This is a genomic window from Haladaptatus caseinilyticus (genome assembly GCF_026248685.1).
In the GTDB taxonomy this organism is placed as follows: Archaea; Halobacteriota; Halobacteria; order Halobacteriales; family Haladaptataceae; genus Haladaptatus; species Haladaptatus caseinilyticus.
In genome coordinates this window covers 1189596-1204205 of sequence record NZ_CP111036.1, presented here as the reverse complement: position 1 = coordinate 1204205, position 14610 = coordinate 1189596, and the positions used below count along the sequence as shown (strand labels likewise).

At 59.3% G+C, this 14610-nt stretch carries 17 protein-coding genes; 10 read left to right on the top strand and 7 right to left on the bottom strand.

Annotated features, from left to right (window positions below; genetic code table 11):
* Positions 1-81: 81 nt before the first annotated feature.
* The 4 genes from OOF89_RS06655 to OOF89_RS06640 all read left to right on the top strand — a co-directional run bounded on the left by OOF89_RS06655 (position 82) and on the right by OOF89_RS06640 (position 3309).
* Positions 82-795 (top strand): phosphoribosyltransferase family protein, encoded by a 714-nt coding sequence (locus tag OOF89_RS06655; RefSeq protein ID WP_266079483.1) that lies wholly within the window; start codon positions 82-84, stop codon positions 793-795.
* Between the two features lie 160 nt (positions 796-955).
* Positions 956-2401 (top strand): NCS2 family permease, encoded by a 1446-nt coding sequence (locus tag OOF89_RS06650; protein ID WP_266079481.1) that lies wholly within the window; start codon positions 956-958, stop codon positions 2399-2401.
* A gap of 236 nt (positions 2402-2637) precedes the next feature.
* Positions 2638-2886, top strand: coding sequence for a glutathione S-transferase N-terminal domain-containing protein (locus OOF89_RS06645; RefSeq protein WP_266079479.1), 249 nt, complete (start codon positions 2638-2640; stop codon positions 2884-2886).
* Positions 2887-3093: 207 nt separating this feature from the next.
* Entirely contained in the window at positions 3094-3309 is a 216-nt protein-coding gene (locus OOF89_RS06640) for a hypothetical protein (protein WP_266079477.1), read from the top strand.
* Positions 3310-3311: 2 nt separating this feature from the next.
* On the opposite strand, the gene OOF89_RS06635 is transcribed toward OOF89_RS06640, so the two are convergent.
* Complete coding sequence (locus tag OOF89_RS06635) at positions 3312-4259, bottom strand: transcriptional regulator (protein ID WP_266079475.1); 948 nt, start codon at positions 4257-4259, stop codon at positions 3312-3314.
* Between the two features lie 146 nt (positions 4260-4405).
* On the opposite strand from OOF89_RS06635, the gene OOF89_RS06630 reads away from it, so the two are divergent.
* Entirely contained in the window at positions 4406-5674 is a 1269-nt protein-coding gene (locus tag OOF89_RS06630) for a tRNA(Ile)(2)-agmatinylcytidine synthase (protein WP_266079473.1), read from the top strand.
* 61 nt (positions 5675-5735) lie between these two features.
* On the opposite strand, the gene OOF89_RS06625 is transcribed toward OOF89_RS06630, so the two are convergent.
* Together OOF89_RS06625 and OOF89_RS06620 are read right to left on the bottom strand one after the other, a co-directional pair.
* Positions 5736-6830: a threonine synthase gene (locus tag OOF89_RS06625; RefSeq protein ID WP_266079471.1), complete on the bottom strand. Its 1095-nt coding sequence runs from the start codon at positions 6828-6830 to the stop codon at positions 5736-5738.
* Positions 6831-6838: 8 nt separating this feature from the next.
* Entirely contained in the window at positions 6839-7795 is a 957-nt protein-coding gene (locus tag OOF89_RS06620) for a succinylglutamate desuccinylase/aspartoacylase family protein (RefSeq protein ID WP_266079469.1), read from the bottom strand.
* A gap of 51 nt (positions 7796-7846) precedes the next feature.
* Between OOF89_RS06620 and OOF89_RS06615 the strand changes: the two genes are divergently transcribed.
* Genes OOF89_RS06615 through OOF89_RS06605 form a run of 3 tightly spaced genes read left to right on the top strand, consistent with a single transcriptional unit; the run spans position 7847 to position 8738 of the window.
* Positions 7847-7999 (top strand): hypothetical protein, encoded by a 153-nt coding sequence (locus OOF89_RS06615; RefSeq protein WP_266079468.1) that lies wholly within the window; start codon positions 7847-7849, stop codon positions 7997-7999.
* Positions 8000-8034: 35 nt separating this feature from the next.
* Positions 8035-8424, top strand: a complete 390-nt coding sequence (locus tag OOF89_RS06610; protein WP_266079466.1) for a RidA family protein — start codon at positions 8035-8037, stop codon at positions 8422-8424.
* A 38-nt stretch (positions 8425-8462) separates the two neighbouring features.
* Entirely contained in the window at positions 8463-8738 is a 276-nt protein-coding gene (locus tag OOF89_RS06605; protein WP_266079464.1) for a DUF7536 family protein, read from the top strand.
* A gap of 15 nt (positions 8739-8753) precedes the next feature.
* On the opposite strand, the gene OOF89_RS06600 is transcribed toward OOF89_RS06605, so the two are convergent.
* Positions 8754-9959, bottom strand: a complete 1206-nt coding sequence (locus OOF89_RS06600; protein ID WP_266079462.1) for a potassium channel family protein — start codon at positions 9957-9959, stop codon at positions 8754-8756.
* A gap of 168 nt (positions 9960-10127) precedes the next feature.
* Here OOF89_RS06600 and citZ point away from each other — a divergent pair, with 168 nt between their 5' ends.
* Positions 10128-11267: a citrate synthase gene (gene citZ / locus OOF89_RS06595; RefSeq protein ID WP_266079460.1), complete on the top strand. Its 1140-nt coding sequence runs from the start codon at positions 10128-10130 to the stop codon at positions 11265-11267.
* 20 nt (positions 11268-11287) lie between these two features.
* Here the strand turns inward: citZ and OOF89_RS06590 are convergent, their stop codons facing one another.
* From OOF89_RS06590 to OOF89_RS06580, 3 genes are all read right to left on the bottom strand, one after another.
* Entirely contained in the window at positions 11288-11683 is a 396-nt protein-coding gene (locus OOF89_RS06590; RefSeq protein ID WP_266079458.1) for a hypothetical protein, read from the bottom strand.
* 115 nt (positions 11684-11798) lie between these two features.
* Positions 11799-12470, bottom strand: a complete 672-nt coding sequence (locus OOF89_RS06585; protein WP_266079456.1) for an alpha/beta hydrolase — start codon at positions 12468-12470, stop codon at positions 11799-11801.
* Between the two features lie 70 nt (positions 12471-12540).
* On the bottom strand, positions 12541-13851 hold the full coding sequence (locus OOF89_RS06580; RefSeq protein WP_266079890.1) for an MATE family efflux transporter: 1311 nt from the start codon (positions 13849-13851) through the stop codon (positions 12541-12543).
* A gap of 312 nt (positions 13852-14163) precedes the next feature.
* Here OOF89_RS06580 and OOF89_RS06575 point away from each other — a divergent pair, with 312 nt between their 5' ends.
* Positions 14164-14550 (top strand): gamma-glutamylcyclotransferase family protein, encoded by a 387-nt coding sequence (locus OOF89_RS06575; RefSeq protein WP_266079454.1) that lies wholly within the window; start codon positions 14164-14166, stop codon positions 14548-14550.
* Positions 14551-14610: the final 60 nt, after the last annotated feature.

Here is a 14610-nt window from a genome sequence, read left to right as displayed (position 1 = left end):
AGTGGAACAACACGGTTGTGTGTAGACTGCACCGGTTCATCATCGAAGTGTTCAAGGTTGCACGATGGTGAGTATTGGAATATGAATCGAGCCGAGAAGGCTACTCTCCAGTTACAGGCAGTCTCCGTTCTGCGGATGTTAAAAGAGACGCGAACCTATGACGAACTTGCCGAGGTGACCGATCTCCCTGCGGGCGATTTGAACCGCTACGTGAACGGTCACGTTCTCCCGAGTACCGACCGCGCCGAAGCAGTCGTCGAAGGAGTCGGCAGGGAAGAACTCGCGGACGAACTCGAAGCTCGTACTCGTCTCGACACCGAAGGCTACGTGGACAACTCGGGCGTCGTCTTCGACCAAGCGTTTCTCGACCTCGTCGCACCGGTCGCCGCCGAAACGTTTGATTTCAGCCACCCTGACGTAGTACTGACCGCCGCAACCGACGGCATCACCCTTGCCGCCGCGATGGCGAGTTACTTCGGCGCGCGCTGTGCCTACGCGAAGAAGTCGAAAGAGACCGCCGTCGAGGAGTTCATCGAGGCTCGTCAGCGACTCGCTTCCGGTATCGAACTCACTTACTATCTCCCGTCTTCCGCCATCGGATCGGGCGAAACCGTGCTCGTCGTGGACGACCTCATCCGCTCCGGCGAGACCCAAGAACTGCTTCTCGAAATCGCCCACGACGCGGACGCCGATGTGGGCGGCGTTTTCGCACTCATCGCAGCAGGGGATGAGGGAATCGAGCGTGCAAAAGCCCGAACTGACGCACCAGTCGGTGCGTTGGCGCTGTTCGAGTGAGGCAACCCCGTGCTGGTCTCCTGAAATTGTACTCACATTCATGCGAATATAACCATCAGAAGGCGATCGAAAGCGATGATATATACATATTTGCGTATAGATGCTCAGAATCAATGAGAACTGTTAAGTATGTTTTCACGGTTATGCTCACTCGTTCATCATGGGGACGAATGAAACCGGCGACACTCGCACAGAATCGGGCGTGTTCAGCTCTCTGGCCGAATACTTCGGCTTCGAGGAACACGGTACGGACTTGCGGACGGAGGTAATCGCAGGGCTGACGACGTTTCTGACGATGAGTTACATCGTCGTCGTCAACCCGAGCATCCTCGCGGATAATCCACAGATTCCGATTCAGGACGGCATCCAACTGGCCAACTACTCCTACGGTCAAACTGTTTCCATGCTCGCAGTCGTGACCATCATCGCGGCGGCAGTCGCGACATTGACCATGGCGTTCTACGCGAATCGACCGTTCGCGCAGGCACCCGGCCTCGGCTTGAACGCCTTCTTCGCGTTCACGGTCGTCGGGGCGCTCGGGATTTCGTGGCAGACCGCGCTGGCTGCAGTGTTTGTGGAAGGAATCGTCTTCATCGCGCTGACTGCAATCGGCGCGCGAAAGTACATAATTCGCCTCTTCCCCGAACCAGTGAAATTCGCCGTCGGAACCGGTATCGGACTGTTCCTCGCGATTATCGGTTTGCAGGCGATGAACGTCGTCGTCCCCGACGAAGCGACCTACATCACGCTCGGTCCGGTCGCATCCGACCCCGTCGCGATTCTCTCCGTGTTCGGCCTCTTCCTCACCTTCGCGCTCTATGCCCGTGGTATCCCGGGCTCCATCATCGTCGGCATCGCACTGACGACGATCATCGGCTACGCCGCGGAGTGGTTCGGTCTCGTCGCACCAGGCACACTCACCCCGCAGATGGTGAGTGCGACCTACGATATCACCCCCGTCGCTGGCGCGTTCATCTCGGGATTGAAGGGCGTCGAAGCGTTCTCGTTCGCGCTCGTCGTGTTCACGTTCTTCTTCGTGGACTTCTTCGACACCGCCGGAACGCTGGTCGGCGTCGGGCAGGTCGGCGGCTTTCTCAACGATGAAGGGAACCTCCCCGAAATCGAGAAACCGCTGATGGCTGACGCCGTCGGCACGACCGTCGGCGGAATGCTCGGCACCTCGACGGTGACGACCTACATCGAATCCGCTTCTGGCGTCGAAGAAGGTGGCCGGACCGGAATGACAGCACTCGTCGTCGGTGTCCTGTTTCTGGTATCGCTGGCCTTCGTCCCCGTAGCCGCAGCGATTCCGCAGTACGCCTCCCATATCGCGCTGGTTGTCATCGGCGTCGTGATGCTCGGTAACGTCGTCGATATCGCATGGGACGACATCACCAGTACCGTCCCCGCCGGGATGACCATCCTCGTCATGCCGTTTACGTTCTCCATCGCCTACGGCATCGCCGCGGGCATCGTCTCCTATCCAATCGTCAAACTCGCAGCAGGTGAGCTGGAGGACACCCGTCCTGGCCACTGGGCGCTCGCAGTCGCATTCGTTCTCTACTTCTTCGTCCGGACGAGCGGTCTCCTCAAAGGAAACGTTTAGTCGGCCACGTCGTTTCGTCGATTATTTTCGGTTGCCGTACTTTCGGCTCCCGAGTCCCGGATGTATCGCTTCGATTGTTCGGACGTTGTGGAGTTGTGTGACAGATGACCCATTTCTTTTACATCTACCGAATGTGCTCTGCCACAAACGACAACTCGCGTTGTCCGTCGTCCAGAAAACCGGTCGCTTTCCTCGCGAACACCACACTCTTATTTCAGACCCCCCTAACTACGCTCATGCCCACCCTCGAACTGTACGAACTCCAAGGCTGTCCGTTCTGCGCGAAAGTGACGAGCAAGCTGGACGAACTCGACCTAGACTACGAATCTCACTATGTCCCGCGCGCCCACGGGCAGCGAACGGAAGTGAAAGAAGTGAGTGGCCAAACCGGCGTCCCAGTGTTGGTGGATGAAGAAAACGGCGTCGAGGGAATGCCGGAAAGCGACGATATCGTTGAATATCTGGAAGAATCCTACGGCGCGTAGCACCACTTCCGATAAGCCGGAGTGGTTTTTCAGAGAAGCTCGTTCAGGTAAAGGCCATAAAAGGTCGATAACGGCGATGAGTTGATAACTGTCGAACAGCGAACGGAACGCGTTACACTGAATAACCCGGTGCCATCTCTCCCTTCGTTCGATAGTATTCGCGTGTTGGCCATCCGGTTTACTTGTTCTCAGTACATCGAAGTCTGCATGACGACGAGGCGAAAAATACTGTCCACGAGCGGCCTGGTCATCGCTGGGTGTGCGGGTTGCATGGGACCGGGCGAAGAGGGTGGAGAAGGAGGCGGCGAAGAAGGTGGAGGCGGTGACGGCGGACAAGACAGTGACGGTAAAATGGGCGGCAAAGACGGAGAAGCCGATGAAAACGGAGAGATGGGTGGTGAAGACGGGGAGGGTGAAGGGTAAAACTACGCTTCCGCTCGTTCTCGAATCAGCTTCCGGAGTTCGTCAGCGTCCTCTATTCCTTCGACTTCCTCGCGTTCTACCAGCGCGGTCCCTTCGACGGTTTCGCGCCGCGCTTTATCGACGAAATAGACCGACCGAGTGCGTGCGACTCGGCTGATCGAACTCATGATTCGAGCGCGTTTTTCGGCAGTTCTAGTGAACTCCGAGTGACTCGTCAGGACACGGTCCTCGTAATCGTCCTCACTGACCGTTTTGAACGGTGCACGAGTCGTCGGATGCACCGTGAAGCCGACGCGGGTCAACGTCGTGAACATGTGTTCGTCCTCCGGTTCGGTCTCCGACTCTGCCAGTTCGTCCTCCTCGGTGAGTTCCTCCGCGCCATCGAACACTTCGACGGGACTGGTGAGCTCGCCGTTGAACAGCTCTTCGAGTTCGATTGCCACCTCGACGCTGGCGTTCATGCCATCCTCGTATTTCGAGACGGTTCGTCGGGAGACCCCGAGTTCCGAGGCGAGTTGACCGAGACTCCATCCACGACCCTTACGTTCGTCCTTCAACACGTCGCCGTCGATGTTGACGTACAAGCCGCCGGGCGCGGCGTAGACGAGCGGTGGCACTCCTTCAACGAAGAGGTCGAGAGCGGTATCGGGGCTGAACACCGGAACCCCATGGCGGAAGTACACCACGCCGGATTCGAGGTCTTGGTTTCTCGTCCGTAGACCGATGACTAGCGGAGTTGCATCGAGATACGTACCGAGTCGTCGCATCTCCATGCCGGTCTCGGCGTCGAACGCGTCGATGTTGCCGAGAATTTTCAACAGTAGCAGGTCTGGTCCACGTCGCGCTGCCACATCGAAACTCTTTGGTCGGATAGCACACCGGTCACTGACCACGAATCCCGCATCTTCGAGCATCGCGGTCACGTTGCCGACCAGTGCAGACCGGGACATGGTGTCGGGTAAGCGATTCCGATATAAATACGTTTTGGGTGTATATGATACCGCAGTCTTGCGATTTCGTGAATCGACGACGATAGACTCATATATTACAATGCGGCTTCGAAAGCTGTTAATCCGCCACGCGACAACGCTTCTGTGTGACGGTTATCGGTCTCGACGACACCGACTCCCGAACACGTGGGATGTGCACGACCTACCTGGCCGCGCGCGTTGCGGACAGTGTGCGAAACGCAGGTGGGGACGTAGAGCGACTGCTCCTCGTCCGTCTCAATCCCGCGGTCAAGCACAAGACGCGGGGCAACGCTGCACTCGCGGTCCACACTGACCTTGACCCGGGAGTGGCGTTCGAACTCGCGCGGGACGAACTCGAAGCTGCGGCTGAGACCGGTGACCCCAATACGAATCCCGGACTCGTGGTCGCGCCTCATGCGCCCGAAACCGTTCCGGACGGCGTGTCAACGTTCGCGCAGGCCGCCGTTCGAGACCACCTATCCCGCGAGCAGGCCGACCGGCGAATCGAATCAGCGGGCTATCGTTCTACCGGATGGAAAAACGCGCGAGGGAAAATCGGTGCGCTCGCAGCGGTCGGCAGTTGGGCCGCGTTCACGGAGTGGACTTACGAACAGATCTCCTACCGCGAATCGGAGCGATGGGGAACACGCCGAAACGTGGATTTCGACTCGGTGTTCGCGGCCGAAAGCGACGAGTATCCGACCGTCTGGGACACGGTTGACCGAGGAACCGGCGAGGCCGTTTGTGTCCCGCATACGCCCTGTCCCATCCTTCACGGAATCCGTGGCGACGACCCGGATGCAGTCCGGCGAGTCGCCGACGAAATCGAAAGCGAACAAGTGATCAAAACCGCACAGTTCGTGACGAACCAAGGGACTGACGCCCATCTCCGTGATGCCGACCCCGGGAACGTGAAAGACGGTCACGCTTACAGAATCACCGGAACGGTCACCTCGAAGCCCGAAACTCGGCAAGGAGGTCACGTCTTTTTCACGCTCACGGATGGGGCGAGTCGCCTACCCTGTGCTGCCTTCGAGCCGACGAAACGGTTCCGCGACCACGTCAGGAATCTCCGCCCAAGGGACGAGATCACGGTCTGTGGGGAAGTCGCTCGTGGAACAGTAAAGCTGGAAAAGTTCGCGGTTCGAACCCTCGATGCCACGGAACTCGTCACGCCGACCTGCCCGGACTGTGGCCGGTCGATGAAGAGCGCGGGGGCGGAGCAAGGCTATCGGTGTCGAGACTGTGGTACGCGGGCGGACGGAAAAGTCGAGCGAAGAATCGAACGAGAATTGGAACACGGCTGGTACGAAGTACCGCCGGAAGCACGTCGCCACATCGCCAAACCGCTCGTTCGAGGTGGGTTCGACGGACCGACACATCCCGAACGATAACTGGTATTTGACCCGATGTCGGGTTTCGGGAGGGGGACAGCAACAGTCACCGTAGAAACGACTACGATGACTTCAAGCCGTGTCCGGTGAGCGGGACGACGACATCCGCGTCCTCCGCAATCGTCCCCCGCTCTCGATACGCCGACAGCCCCGCCACTGCCACCGCACTCGTCGGTTCGACGTAGAAGCCAGTTCGATGAAGTTCGTCGAGGGCATCCTGCGTCGCCGCCGCGTCGAGTGCAATCGCGTCGCCGTCGGTCGCTTCGATGGCATCATCAATCTGGTTCTTACGCGCCGGATGCGTGATTTGAATGCCGTCAGCCACGTCGTTTCGTCCGTCGCCGTCCCCGTGTCGTTCGTCAGCAATCGGGGCGGCGCCTTCTGCCTGCACGCCGAGGAGGCGAGGCATCTCGTCCGTCCACCCCGCATCGAGTAAGGCTTGGAATCCGCGATACATGCCGAGAAAGAGCGTTCCGTGGCCGAGCGGCGACACGATGGCGTCCGGCACCGACCAGTCGCGCTGGGCGGCCAGTTCCAACGCGAACGTCATCGTTCCGGCGAAGAAGGCGGGATTCCATGCGTGACTGGCGTACCAGCCGTCACCCGCTTCGACTGCGGCGACACAGGTATCGGTTACGTCCTGCCTGCTCCCTTCGACACGAACCGGGGTCGCACCAGCACGCTCGATGGCTTTCAGTTTCGATTCCTTCACGTCCGCCGGAACGTAGATTTCGGCGTCGATACCGGCCCGTGCAGAGTACTGAGCGATTGCCGCCCCCGCATTTCCGGAGGAGTCTTCGAGAACCGTTTCGACGCCGAGTTCGGCGGCACGGGAGAGGGTAGCAGTTGCACCGCGGTCTTTGAAACTTCCCGACGGGAAAACGCAATCGAGTTTGAACTGCGCATTCCACTCGTCGGCATCCGTGAGCGGCGTAAATCCCTCGCCGAGCGAGACGACTCGGCGGACCGGAAGAAACTCCGAAAACGCCCACAACCCATCACGCGTGTCGAATTCAGCGAATTCCGGTGGGTCGTCCGCACTGGGAAGCGGTTGGCGCGCAAAATCGAGTGGATGGCCGCAGTCACAGCGCCACGGCTCGTTCGGGCCAGCGGCATACTCATTTCCGCATGCGGAGCAGAGAAGATCGGTTTTCATCAGTTTGGTCAATATTCGTCGATATCGATTCCGACCGAACAGACGTACTCCCCGGTGGCGACCTGAGGGAGTCGCCGCGAACGCCAGAAGACGCCGGAACGGTCGGCGGTCACTTCAGCTTTCAGCGTACCGAACACGTCCGTGACCTCGAACAACGTTTCACCCGGCGACACCGTTTCGCCGAGGTCCTTTTTGAATGTCACGATACCGCCGTTCGGTGCGCCGTAGCGGTCGAATCCCGACGCTCTGGTTTGTGGTTCGAGTTCCACGTCGCCGTCTAGAAACCCGTAATGGTGAAGCACATTGAACACGCCATCGACGCCGTACTGGATACTCTCCTCGTCCCAGCCGACACAGCCGCCGAGTTCGGGGTCGATGGTAGGGATACCCTCGTCCGGTGCAGCACGGGCGAGCTGTCCGTCCGGCCCCTTCTGGTCCAAAATGTGGCCGCATCCGAACACCTTGGCGAGTTCCAAACACTCGTCGTGAAGGCGATGACGTTTGCCACAGCGGACGCGGACCTCGTTTATCATCCGGCTGGTCGAACCCTGATGAAGGTCGAGAATGAGGTCGGCCCGTGATGCGGCCTCGAAGGTTGCCGCCGCAGTTCGCTCGCTCGACGTACCCGACTCGTTGCCGGGGTACGCGCGATTCATTTTCGTATCGTCGATAGGGTTGCGATGCTCCGCCACTTGGAAGGCGTGATAGTTAACGAGACCAACGACGAGAATCGTGCCGGAGATGTCTTCCGGCGCGAGCTGTGGGACGACCCGTTTGATGACGCCGAGTCCGTTGAGTTCGTCACCGTCGCTGACGGCCTGTATGTATAGCGTTTTTCCCTCGTTTGCACCGTTTATCACGGCGACGGGGAGACCGAACTGGCTCCCATCGCGGGTCTCTCCCACCGCGAGTCGGCCCGTGTCTATTTCTCCGGGGGCCGCGCTCGCCGTTCCGAGCGTTGTCATTACAGGTACACCGTTGCTGAACGCCCTTAGCAGTTCGGTATTACCGTTGCCATGTCCGGTGAAACGATTAGCAGTCGGGCGAATGAGGTACCCGTGGCAACCGAAAACGGATCGGCATTTGCATTCGGATTGGTCACCGTAGTCGGCATCGCTGACACGGCCTATCTCGTCGTCTTCGGACGGGAACTCGATTCGTACGCCTGAGATGGGTTTTTGCCTCATCTCGACGTTTTTCCACTGTGACCCGCAAAACCATCTCCAGCGGAACAGAATGGGAAGACCGCGTTGGCTACTCACGCGCCGTCCGTGTTGGGAACGAAGTTCGAGTGTCCGGAACCACAGCCACGGACGAAGACGGGAACATCGTCGGAAAGAACGATCCCTACGGGCAGACGGAAAAAGCGCTCAAAAATATCGAAACGGCGCTCGAATCAGCAGATGCAAGCCTCGAAGACGTGGTTCGAACGCGAATCTACGTGACGGATATCGAGGATTGGGAAGCAGTCGGGGATGCCCACGCCGCGTTCTTCGAAGCGATTCGACCGGCGACGAGCATGGTCGAAGTGAGCCGATTGGTCACCCCGGAAATGCTGGTCGAAATCGAAGCCGACGCGATTCTCGAACGCTGACCGACGAATCTTTTATTGATGGATACCAACCCCAGAAGGTGCAAGAACAGATACCAGAGCGCCCGGCGACAGCGAACCTCATCGAAGCGTTGAACGTTCGCCGAAACGCGATGGTTGGGTTCGCACTGAGCATCGTCTTTACCGTGCTCGTGTACTTTTATCGCGTCGTCTTCATCGGCGAGGTCCCCGGACAGGCCGGAACGCCGGTCGCGTTTCTCGCGCTCGGATTCGTGCTAGCGATCACGCTCGGCGCGCTTTTCACGACACTGCTGACGCTTCTCTCGGCGCGGCGACTCGCACGCGATCTCGACTGATCGCTTCGTGACCGGTCACACCGACCTGTCCATACCGACCAGTTCTTCGAGTCGTTCTGCACCCGACCGCGTTCCTTTGGCGAGCAGGACATCACCGGCGTGGATGTCGGTTTTCGGACCCGGTGAGATGACCCAGTCGTCCGGTGGCCTGCGAACCGCGATAATTCGCATCCCGGTTTCCGTTTCGACCCGTTTCTCGCCGAGTGTCGTGCCGTCGAAGCCACTCCCACGTTCGATGGTCACCCGAACGATGACCTCGTCGCTTTCCTGCACCGCATACTCGACGACGGGATGTGTTCCGAGTCCGTGGAGCATTCCTTCGCTGATTTCGACCGCTGCGTCGCTGATGACTTCCGTACTGTTCGCGAGGTGGACGAGGCCGCGGAGCGAGACAGGGTCGTCAGCGTGGCTCGCGGCTTGTAACACCCACGCCTCGAATCGCGATTGAAGCGCATCTACTTCGGCTTCGAGTTCGACGACTTCCTCCGCCACTTCTTCGCTGTCGAAGAGGACGCTTCCGTATGCGAGATCGACCGCAAGTTCGCTCATGTTCTTCATCAGCACGATGGAATCGACCGCCCGTTCGAGGTCGGTGTCATCGGCCTCCGGCGGTTCCGGCGGTTCGTACTCCTCACCCGTCGCTTGTTCGTACACCGATGCGATACCTTCGTCCGGGCCGCGCAGAAGGAGTCTATCGTCCACGCGGAGGTCGGTGTCCTTGTCGGGGTTCAGAATCCAATCTCCGCCACGATGGATGGCGATGACGCGAACCCCCGTTTCAGTTTCGAGATTGAGCGTACCGAGCGTCTGCCCCGCAAGTGACGATGTTTCGGTCACCGACGCGCGGACGAGCGTTTCGATCGCCTCCGGGAGTGCCGCGCGCATGGTCTGAGGAAGGCCGATATCTTCCAAGACGACTTTGGCGATGTCGCCTGCGGCATCGCTGATTTTCTCCGCAGCACCGACGACGCCGAGAACCGGCGCGAGTTCTTCCGCGTCCTCAGGACTTCTCGCGGCCATGAGCAAGCTCATTCTGGCTTGCAGTTCCAGCACGTCCATCTTCCCTTCGAGCGCAAGCACCTCCGACGCGATGTCGTCGCTCCCGTGGAAGACTGCGGAAAACGAGAGGTCGATGAGCAGTTCGGCTGTATCTTTCATCTCCGCCAAGACCTCCTTTACGCTCCGCGGTTCGTACTCCACCTCGCCGCTCGCGGGTTCCATAGTTCGGGATTGGTCGTTCTCCCGTAAAAACGTTCGTAGAAGAGGAAAAACGGCGTAAACGACCACTACGACCCACCTACCGTTCGATAGAATCGCGCCGAAAACAAGTCCCGGCAGAACGACCACGAAAGATAATCCTTTTGCGGGTACCCCGTGAATTGTCGGGATATGGCAGACGAGGTCAAAAAAGGCTTAGAGGGCGTCGTAGTCGCCGAATCAGCACTCAGCCACATCGATGGAGACGCAGGAAAACTCGTTTATCGTGGATACACGATAGAAGACCTCGCGCGCGATGCGAGTTACGAGGAAGTGCTCTATCTCCTCTGGCACGGTGAACTGCCGAATCGTGACGAACTCGAATCGTTCAGCGAATCGATGGCGAACGAGCGCGCGGTCGATGGCGGCGTCATGGAAACCGTTCGGGAACTCGCCGAGTCGGACTCGAATCCGATGGCAGCGCTCCGAACTGCTGTTTCGATGCTCGCGACCTACGACCCTGACGATTCCGACTCGGACCCGGCAGACCACGAGGCGAACCTCCGAAAAGGCCGACGCATCACCGCGAAGATGCCGACGATTCTCGCGGCGTTCACACGCATCCGAAACGGGGACGAACCGGTCGAACCACGAACCGACCTCGGTCACGCTGAGAACTTCCTCTACATGCTCAACGGCGAGGAACCTGACGACGTGCTTGCGGACGTGTTCGACCAAGCACTCGTTCTGCACGCCGACCACGGCCTGAACGCCTCGACCTTCTCCGCGATGGTAACGGCGAGCACGCTCGCCGACCTTCACAGCGCAGTGACGAGCGCAATCGGCACGCTGTCGGGGTCCCTCCACGGCGGCGCGAACGCCAACGTCATGCGGATGCTGAAGGAAGTAGACGAGGCAGACCAAGACCCGGTCGAGTGGGTTCAGAACGCGCTCGATGAGGGACGACGCGTCGCTGGGTTCGGCCACCGTGTCTACAACGTGAAAGACCCGCGTGCGAAGATTCTCGGCGAGCAAAGCGAAGAACTCGGCGAGGCCGCAGGCGATACGAAGTGGTACGAGATGTCCGTCGCCATCGAGAACTATATCAAAGAAGAGAAAGGTCTGGCACCGAACGTGGACTTCTACTCCGCCTCGACGTATTATCAGATGGGAATTCCGATCGACATCTACACCCCCATTTTCGCCGTCTCGCGCGTCGGTGGCTGGATCGCTCACGTGCTGGAGCAGTACGACGATAACCGACTGATTCGTCCCCGTGCGAAGTACGTCGGTGACGAGGACGCCGAGTTCGTGTCGCTCGACGATCGATAGTCTGGTATCCGGCGACTTTTCTACGCTCTCGCGGTCCGCTTTTCGAGATACGTTATTTCGACCATCAAATCCCAGGGGTCGGTGTCGGCGAACTGGAACCGCCACGAACGGTCGAACGCTATCCCCCCCTCCTGTGCCCGTATCAGTAACTCTCGGAGCATCGGCTCGAACTCGAATTCCGGATGTCGGTCGGACGAAGCCGATGTGGAACGCAGGGAAGGGGCATTCGAACCGCGAGAACGGAGATGCGTCACTTCGACCATCAGGTCACGTCGCTCTTCATCAGAATAGCGGAACGTCCACGACCGGTCGAGCGCATCCGAAGAGTCGTAGTGGATGCCGAGTAGCAACTTCAGCGTCGTACGAAATTCCTCGAGCGAGGTGACCCGCGTTGGAAGGCGACGGGAATGGGTCATACCGGTACATCTTCCAGCAGCAGTATAAGCCGAGGCGACGCTCCCCCTCCGTTTCGGCCGTCGTTGCGGGGGGTAAACAGTTCGAAACGCGGTGAACGGTTCTGAACGCTCGACGTTAGGTTGCCATCAGTTCGTCCACCATTTCTGCAACGCTGGCGATTTCCTCGGGCACGACGCCGTGGCCCATCCCCTCGAAAATTTGCTCGGTCACATCCGCGTCGAGGTCACGGAGCACGTCCCTCGTCTCGTGGACGCGTTCGACCGGAATGTGCGGATCGCGGTCGCTACAGCCAAGATAAATCGGGGTATCGTCGAGCGACCCCTCGTATTCGCGGGGCGTTCCTTCCGGACCGATAAGACCGCCGCTCAACCCGGCGACGCCGCCGTACCGCTTCGCGTTTCGTGCGACGAACTCCGTCGTCAAGCACGCACCTTGTGAGAACCCGAGGAGAAAGATCCGGTCCGGCGGGATTCCAGCGGTATCGAGGTCGGAAACGATCGTGTCGAGCAACGCCAACGCGGACGACAGATACGGCTGGTTCGACTCCATCGGGGCGAGAAACGATTGGGGGTACCACGTGTTTTGCGATGCCTGTGGCGCAACGTAAGCGATTTCGTCGTGTGAAAACTCGTGGGATAGTTCGAGGATACTCTCGGCAGTCGCGCCGCGCCCGTGGACGAGTACTATCGCCGTATCGGCCTCGTCCACGTCCGAACCTGTGGTCGCGATATGTTGTCCGGCGTGTGGGCCGTCGATCGTATCCGTGGTGAACCGGGTATCTGGCATTGGTTCAAAATAGGCCTCACCACGCGTATCGTTTTCTTCTTCCCCCGTTTTCTGCCGCTACGTACGCTGCTCAAGCCTCCTCGGCGCTCCCTCGCTCCTTCATCATCGCAGTAGCGCGCGACGCCCATTCTCCCCAGTAGAATCCCGCTCCGACGATCGCTGTTGACCAGACGTAATACAGGATAATACCTGCATAAACACCCGTCACACCGTATCCAAGCCGGACGCCGACCAGCCACGAGAATCCGACCATGAACAGGAACATTCCAGACGTGCGGGCGATGAATGGTGTTTTCGTATCGCTCCCACCCTGCAGTGACCCGGCGAGGACGACGAACGAAACGAGGAACGGCGCAGCTAATCCGTACACACGGGCGAAGTCCGCGGCGTATTCGAGCGTCGGCGGGTCGGAGGTGAAAAGCCGGACCAGCGGCACGGCGGTGAGAAAGAGGAGACCGCCGATTCCGCCGACCGTTAGAAGTCCGAGGGCGACGGTTGCCCACCCCTCGAAGCGTGCTCGGTCGGGATCACCGTTACCGAGAGCCTGACCGACGATGACACTGGAAGCAACGCTGTATCCACGGGAGAGTGGACCCGTCACCTGCTGATACACCCGCCGACCGATTTGATACGCCGCGTTGACTTCGGTTCCGAAGGCGAGCAAAATCGCGTTGAACGGGAACTCGGCAATCGTCGCGGCGATGCCTTCGCCGATTCGTGGAGCACTGACGACGAGTAGTTGTTTGGTGATGGTTCGATTGTGGGGTCGGGCAAACGACGACTGCGTCCACCCGCCGTGGATCGCCAATAGGAGTGCTGTCGCAGTGAACAGGTTGCCAACTGCGGTAGCGACGCCGACGCCGACGATGCGCCACTCCGGAAACGGACCGATGCCGAGTCCAAGTGCGACGGTACCACCGATGTTGAGCAGATTGGAAACCACGTTGACATACATCGGTGTTTTCGTATCGCCAGTTCCCTGTAAGGAGCGTGCGGCGACGAGCGCGACGTGTCGAGCGGGTGCAGTGAGAAAGATGATAAGGAGATACGTGCCGCCCATTCGTGCAACGTTTGGAGGTGCGCCGAGGAGTGCGATCGCTGGCTCGGCGAACAGCAGACCGAAGAGGACGAAGGGGATGCCAGCAACCGCGCTGACGAGAATCGCTTGCGTAACGGCTTCGTCGCGGTTCGCGGTTGCACCGACGCCGGTGTCCTGACTCGAGAGCGCGATAGCGCCACCACCAAGACCGAGACCGATTCGGAGGGGGAGTCTGGCATAGAGGTCGGCGAGACCGATTGCCGCGACTGCGGCCGGAGAAAACAGGGCAGTGACGATGATGTCCGTCGTCCGCATCAACGTCCGAAGCACCTGCTCGGCCATCACCGGCCACGAGAGGTGAACTACTCGCTGCCAAACGGCGATGGTTCGCGTGCGAACGGTCACGCAACGCGATACCCCACGGCGGGATTTGGGTGTACCGGAACGGGCAACCAACGAAGCACAGGAAGAAACGCTTCCCCCCCCACAGCTGTCGTACGTTTTCGTACTGAAAAATGAGGTCGCTTGCGATCGTCGACGGAAGCGAAGAGCAATGCGGGGGAAAGGTGACGAGCAGTTGGAGCGGGTTCGGCAGGCGATCGACCGCCGTTCCCAACCCATGATGAGTGTGGGGAACAATATGGAAAACAGCGTATGTTAGTGTTCGTCTACGGGACACTCACCGACACAGACCATGTCGAATCGGTCGTCGAAACGTTCGAGTTCGTCGATGATGCAATATTGTCGGGAATGCATCGTGTCGATGGAACGTATCCGACAGTGGCACCAGGTGGTGAAACGAAAGGTCGGCTGCTCGAAACGCCAGACACGACCATGCTCGATTCGTACGAAGGCGTCGAACGTGGATTGTACGTACGGGTCACGGTTCCATCGGAAGTCGGAGAGGTGGCGGTGTACGTCGGAGAGCCGGGTCAACTAGGTGTCGAAGACGCTGTTTCGTGGCCCGGTGATGGAAGCTTAGAACAGCGTGTCCGCCGATACATCCGTAAGCAAAACGTTCGGATTCGAACTGCCGAATGATTTATATACGACGACCGTCGGACATCGATGTCTGCCTTCCGTCAGACACACCATTTTTCC

What these genes read in the sequence shown, in the direction of transcription:
- OOF89_RS06580 (WP_266079890.1), bottom strand. Translation starts at nt 13,851, where the DNA reads ATGGCCGAGCAGGTGCTTCGGACGTTGATGCGGACGACGGACATCATC.
- OOF89_RS06640 (WP_266079477.1), top strand. Translation starts at nt 3,094, where the DNA reads ATGACGACGAGGCGAAAAATACTGTCCACGAGCGGCCTGGTCATCGCT.
- OOF89_RS06655 (WP_266079483.1), top strand. Translation starts at nt 82, where the DNA reads ATGAATCGAGCCGAGAAGGCTACTCTCCAGTTACAGGCAGTCTCCGTT.
- OOF89_RS06625 (WP_266079471.1), bottom strand. Translation starts at nt 6,830, where the DNA reads ATGAAAACCGATCTTCTCTGCTCCGCATGCGGAAATGAGTATGCCGCT.
- OOF89_RS06620 (WP_266079469.1), bottom strand. Translation starts at nt 7,795, where the DNA reads ATGACAACGCTCGGAACGGCGAGCGCGGCCCCCGGAGAAATAGACACG.
- OOF89_RS06635 (WP_266079475.1), bottom strand. Translation starts at nt 4,259, where the DNA reads ATGTCCCGGTCTGCACTGGTCGGCAACGTGACCGCGATGCTCGAAGAT.
- OOF89_RS06590 (WP_266079458.1), bottom strand. Translation starts at nt 11,683, where the DNA reads ATGACCCATTCCCGTCGCCTTCCAACGCGGGTCACCTCGCTCGAGGAA.
- OOF89_RS06600 (WP_266079462.1), bottom strand. Translation starts at nt 9,959, where the DNA reads ATGGAACCCGCGAGCGGCGAGGTGGAGTACGAACCGCGGAGCGTAAAG.
- OOF89_RS06645 (WP_266079479.1), top strand. Translation starts at nt 2,638, where the DNA reads ATGCCCACCCTCGAACTGTACGAACTCCAAGGCTGTCCGTTCTGCGCG.
- OOF89_RS06650 (WP_266079481.1), top strand. Translation starts at nt 956, where the DNA reads ATGGGGACGAATGAAACCGGCGACACTCGCACAGAATCGGGCGTGTTC.
- OOF89_RS06575 (WP_266079454.1), top strand. Translation starts at nt 14,164, where the DNA reads ATGTTAGTGTTCGTCTACGGGACACTCACCGACACAGACCATGTCGAA.
- OOF89_RS06615 (WP_266079468.1), top strand. Translation starts at nt 7,847, where the DNA reads ATGTCCGGTGAAACGATTAGCAGTCGGGCGAATGAGGTACCCGTGGCA.
- citZ (WP_266079460.1), top strand. Translation starts at nt 10,128, where the DNA reads ATGGCAGACGAGGTCAAAAAAGGCTTAGAGGGCGTCGTAGTCGCCGAA.
- OOF89_RS06585 (WP_266079456.1), bottom strand. Translation starts at nt 12,470, where the DNA reads ATGCCAGATACCCGGTTCACCACGGATACGATCGACGGCCCACACGCC.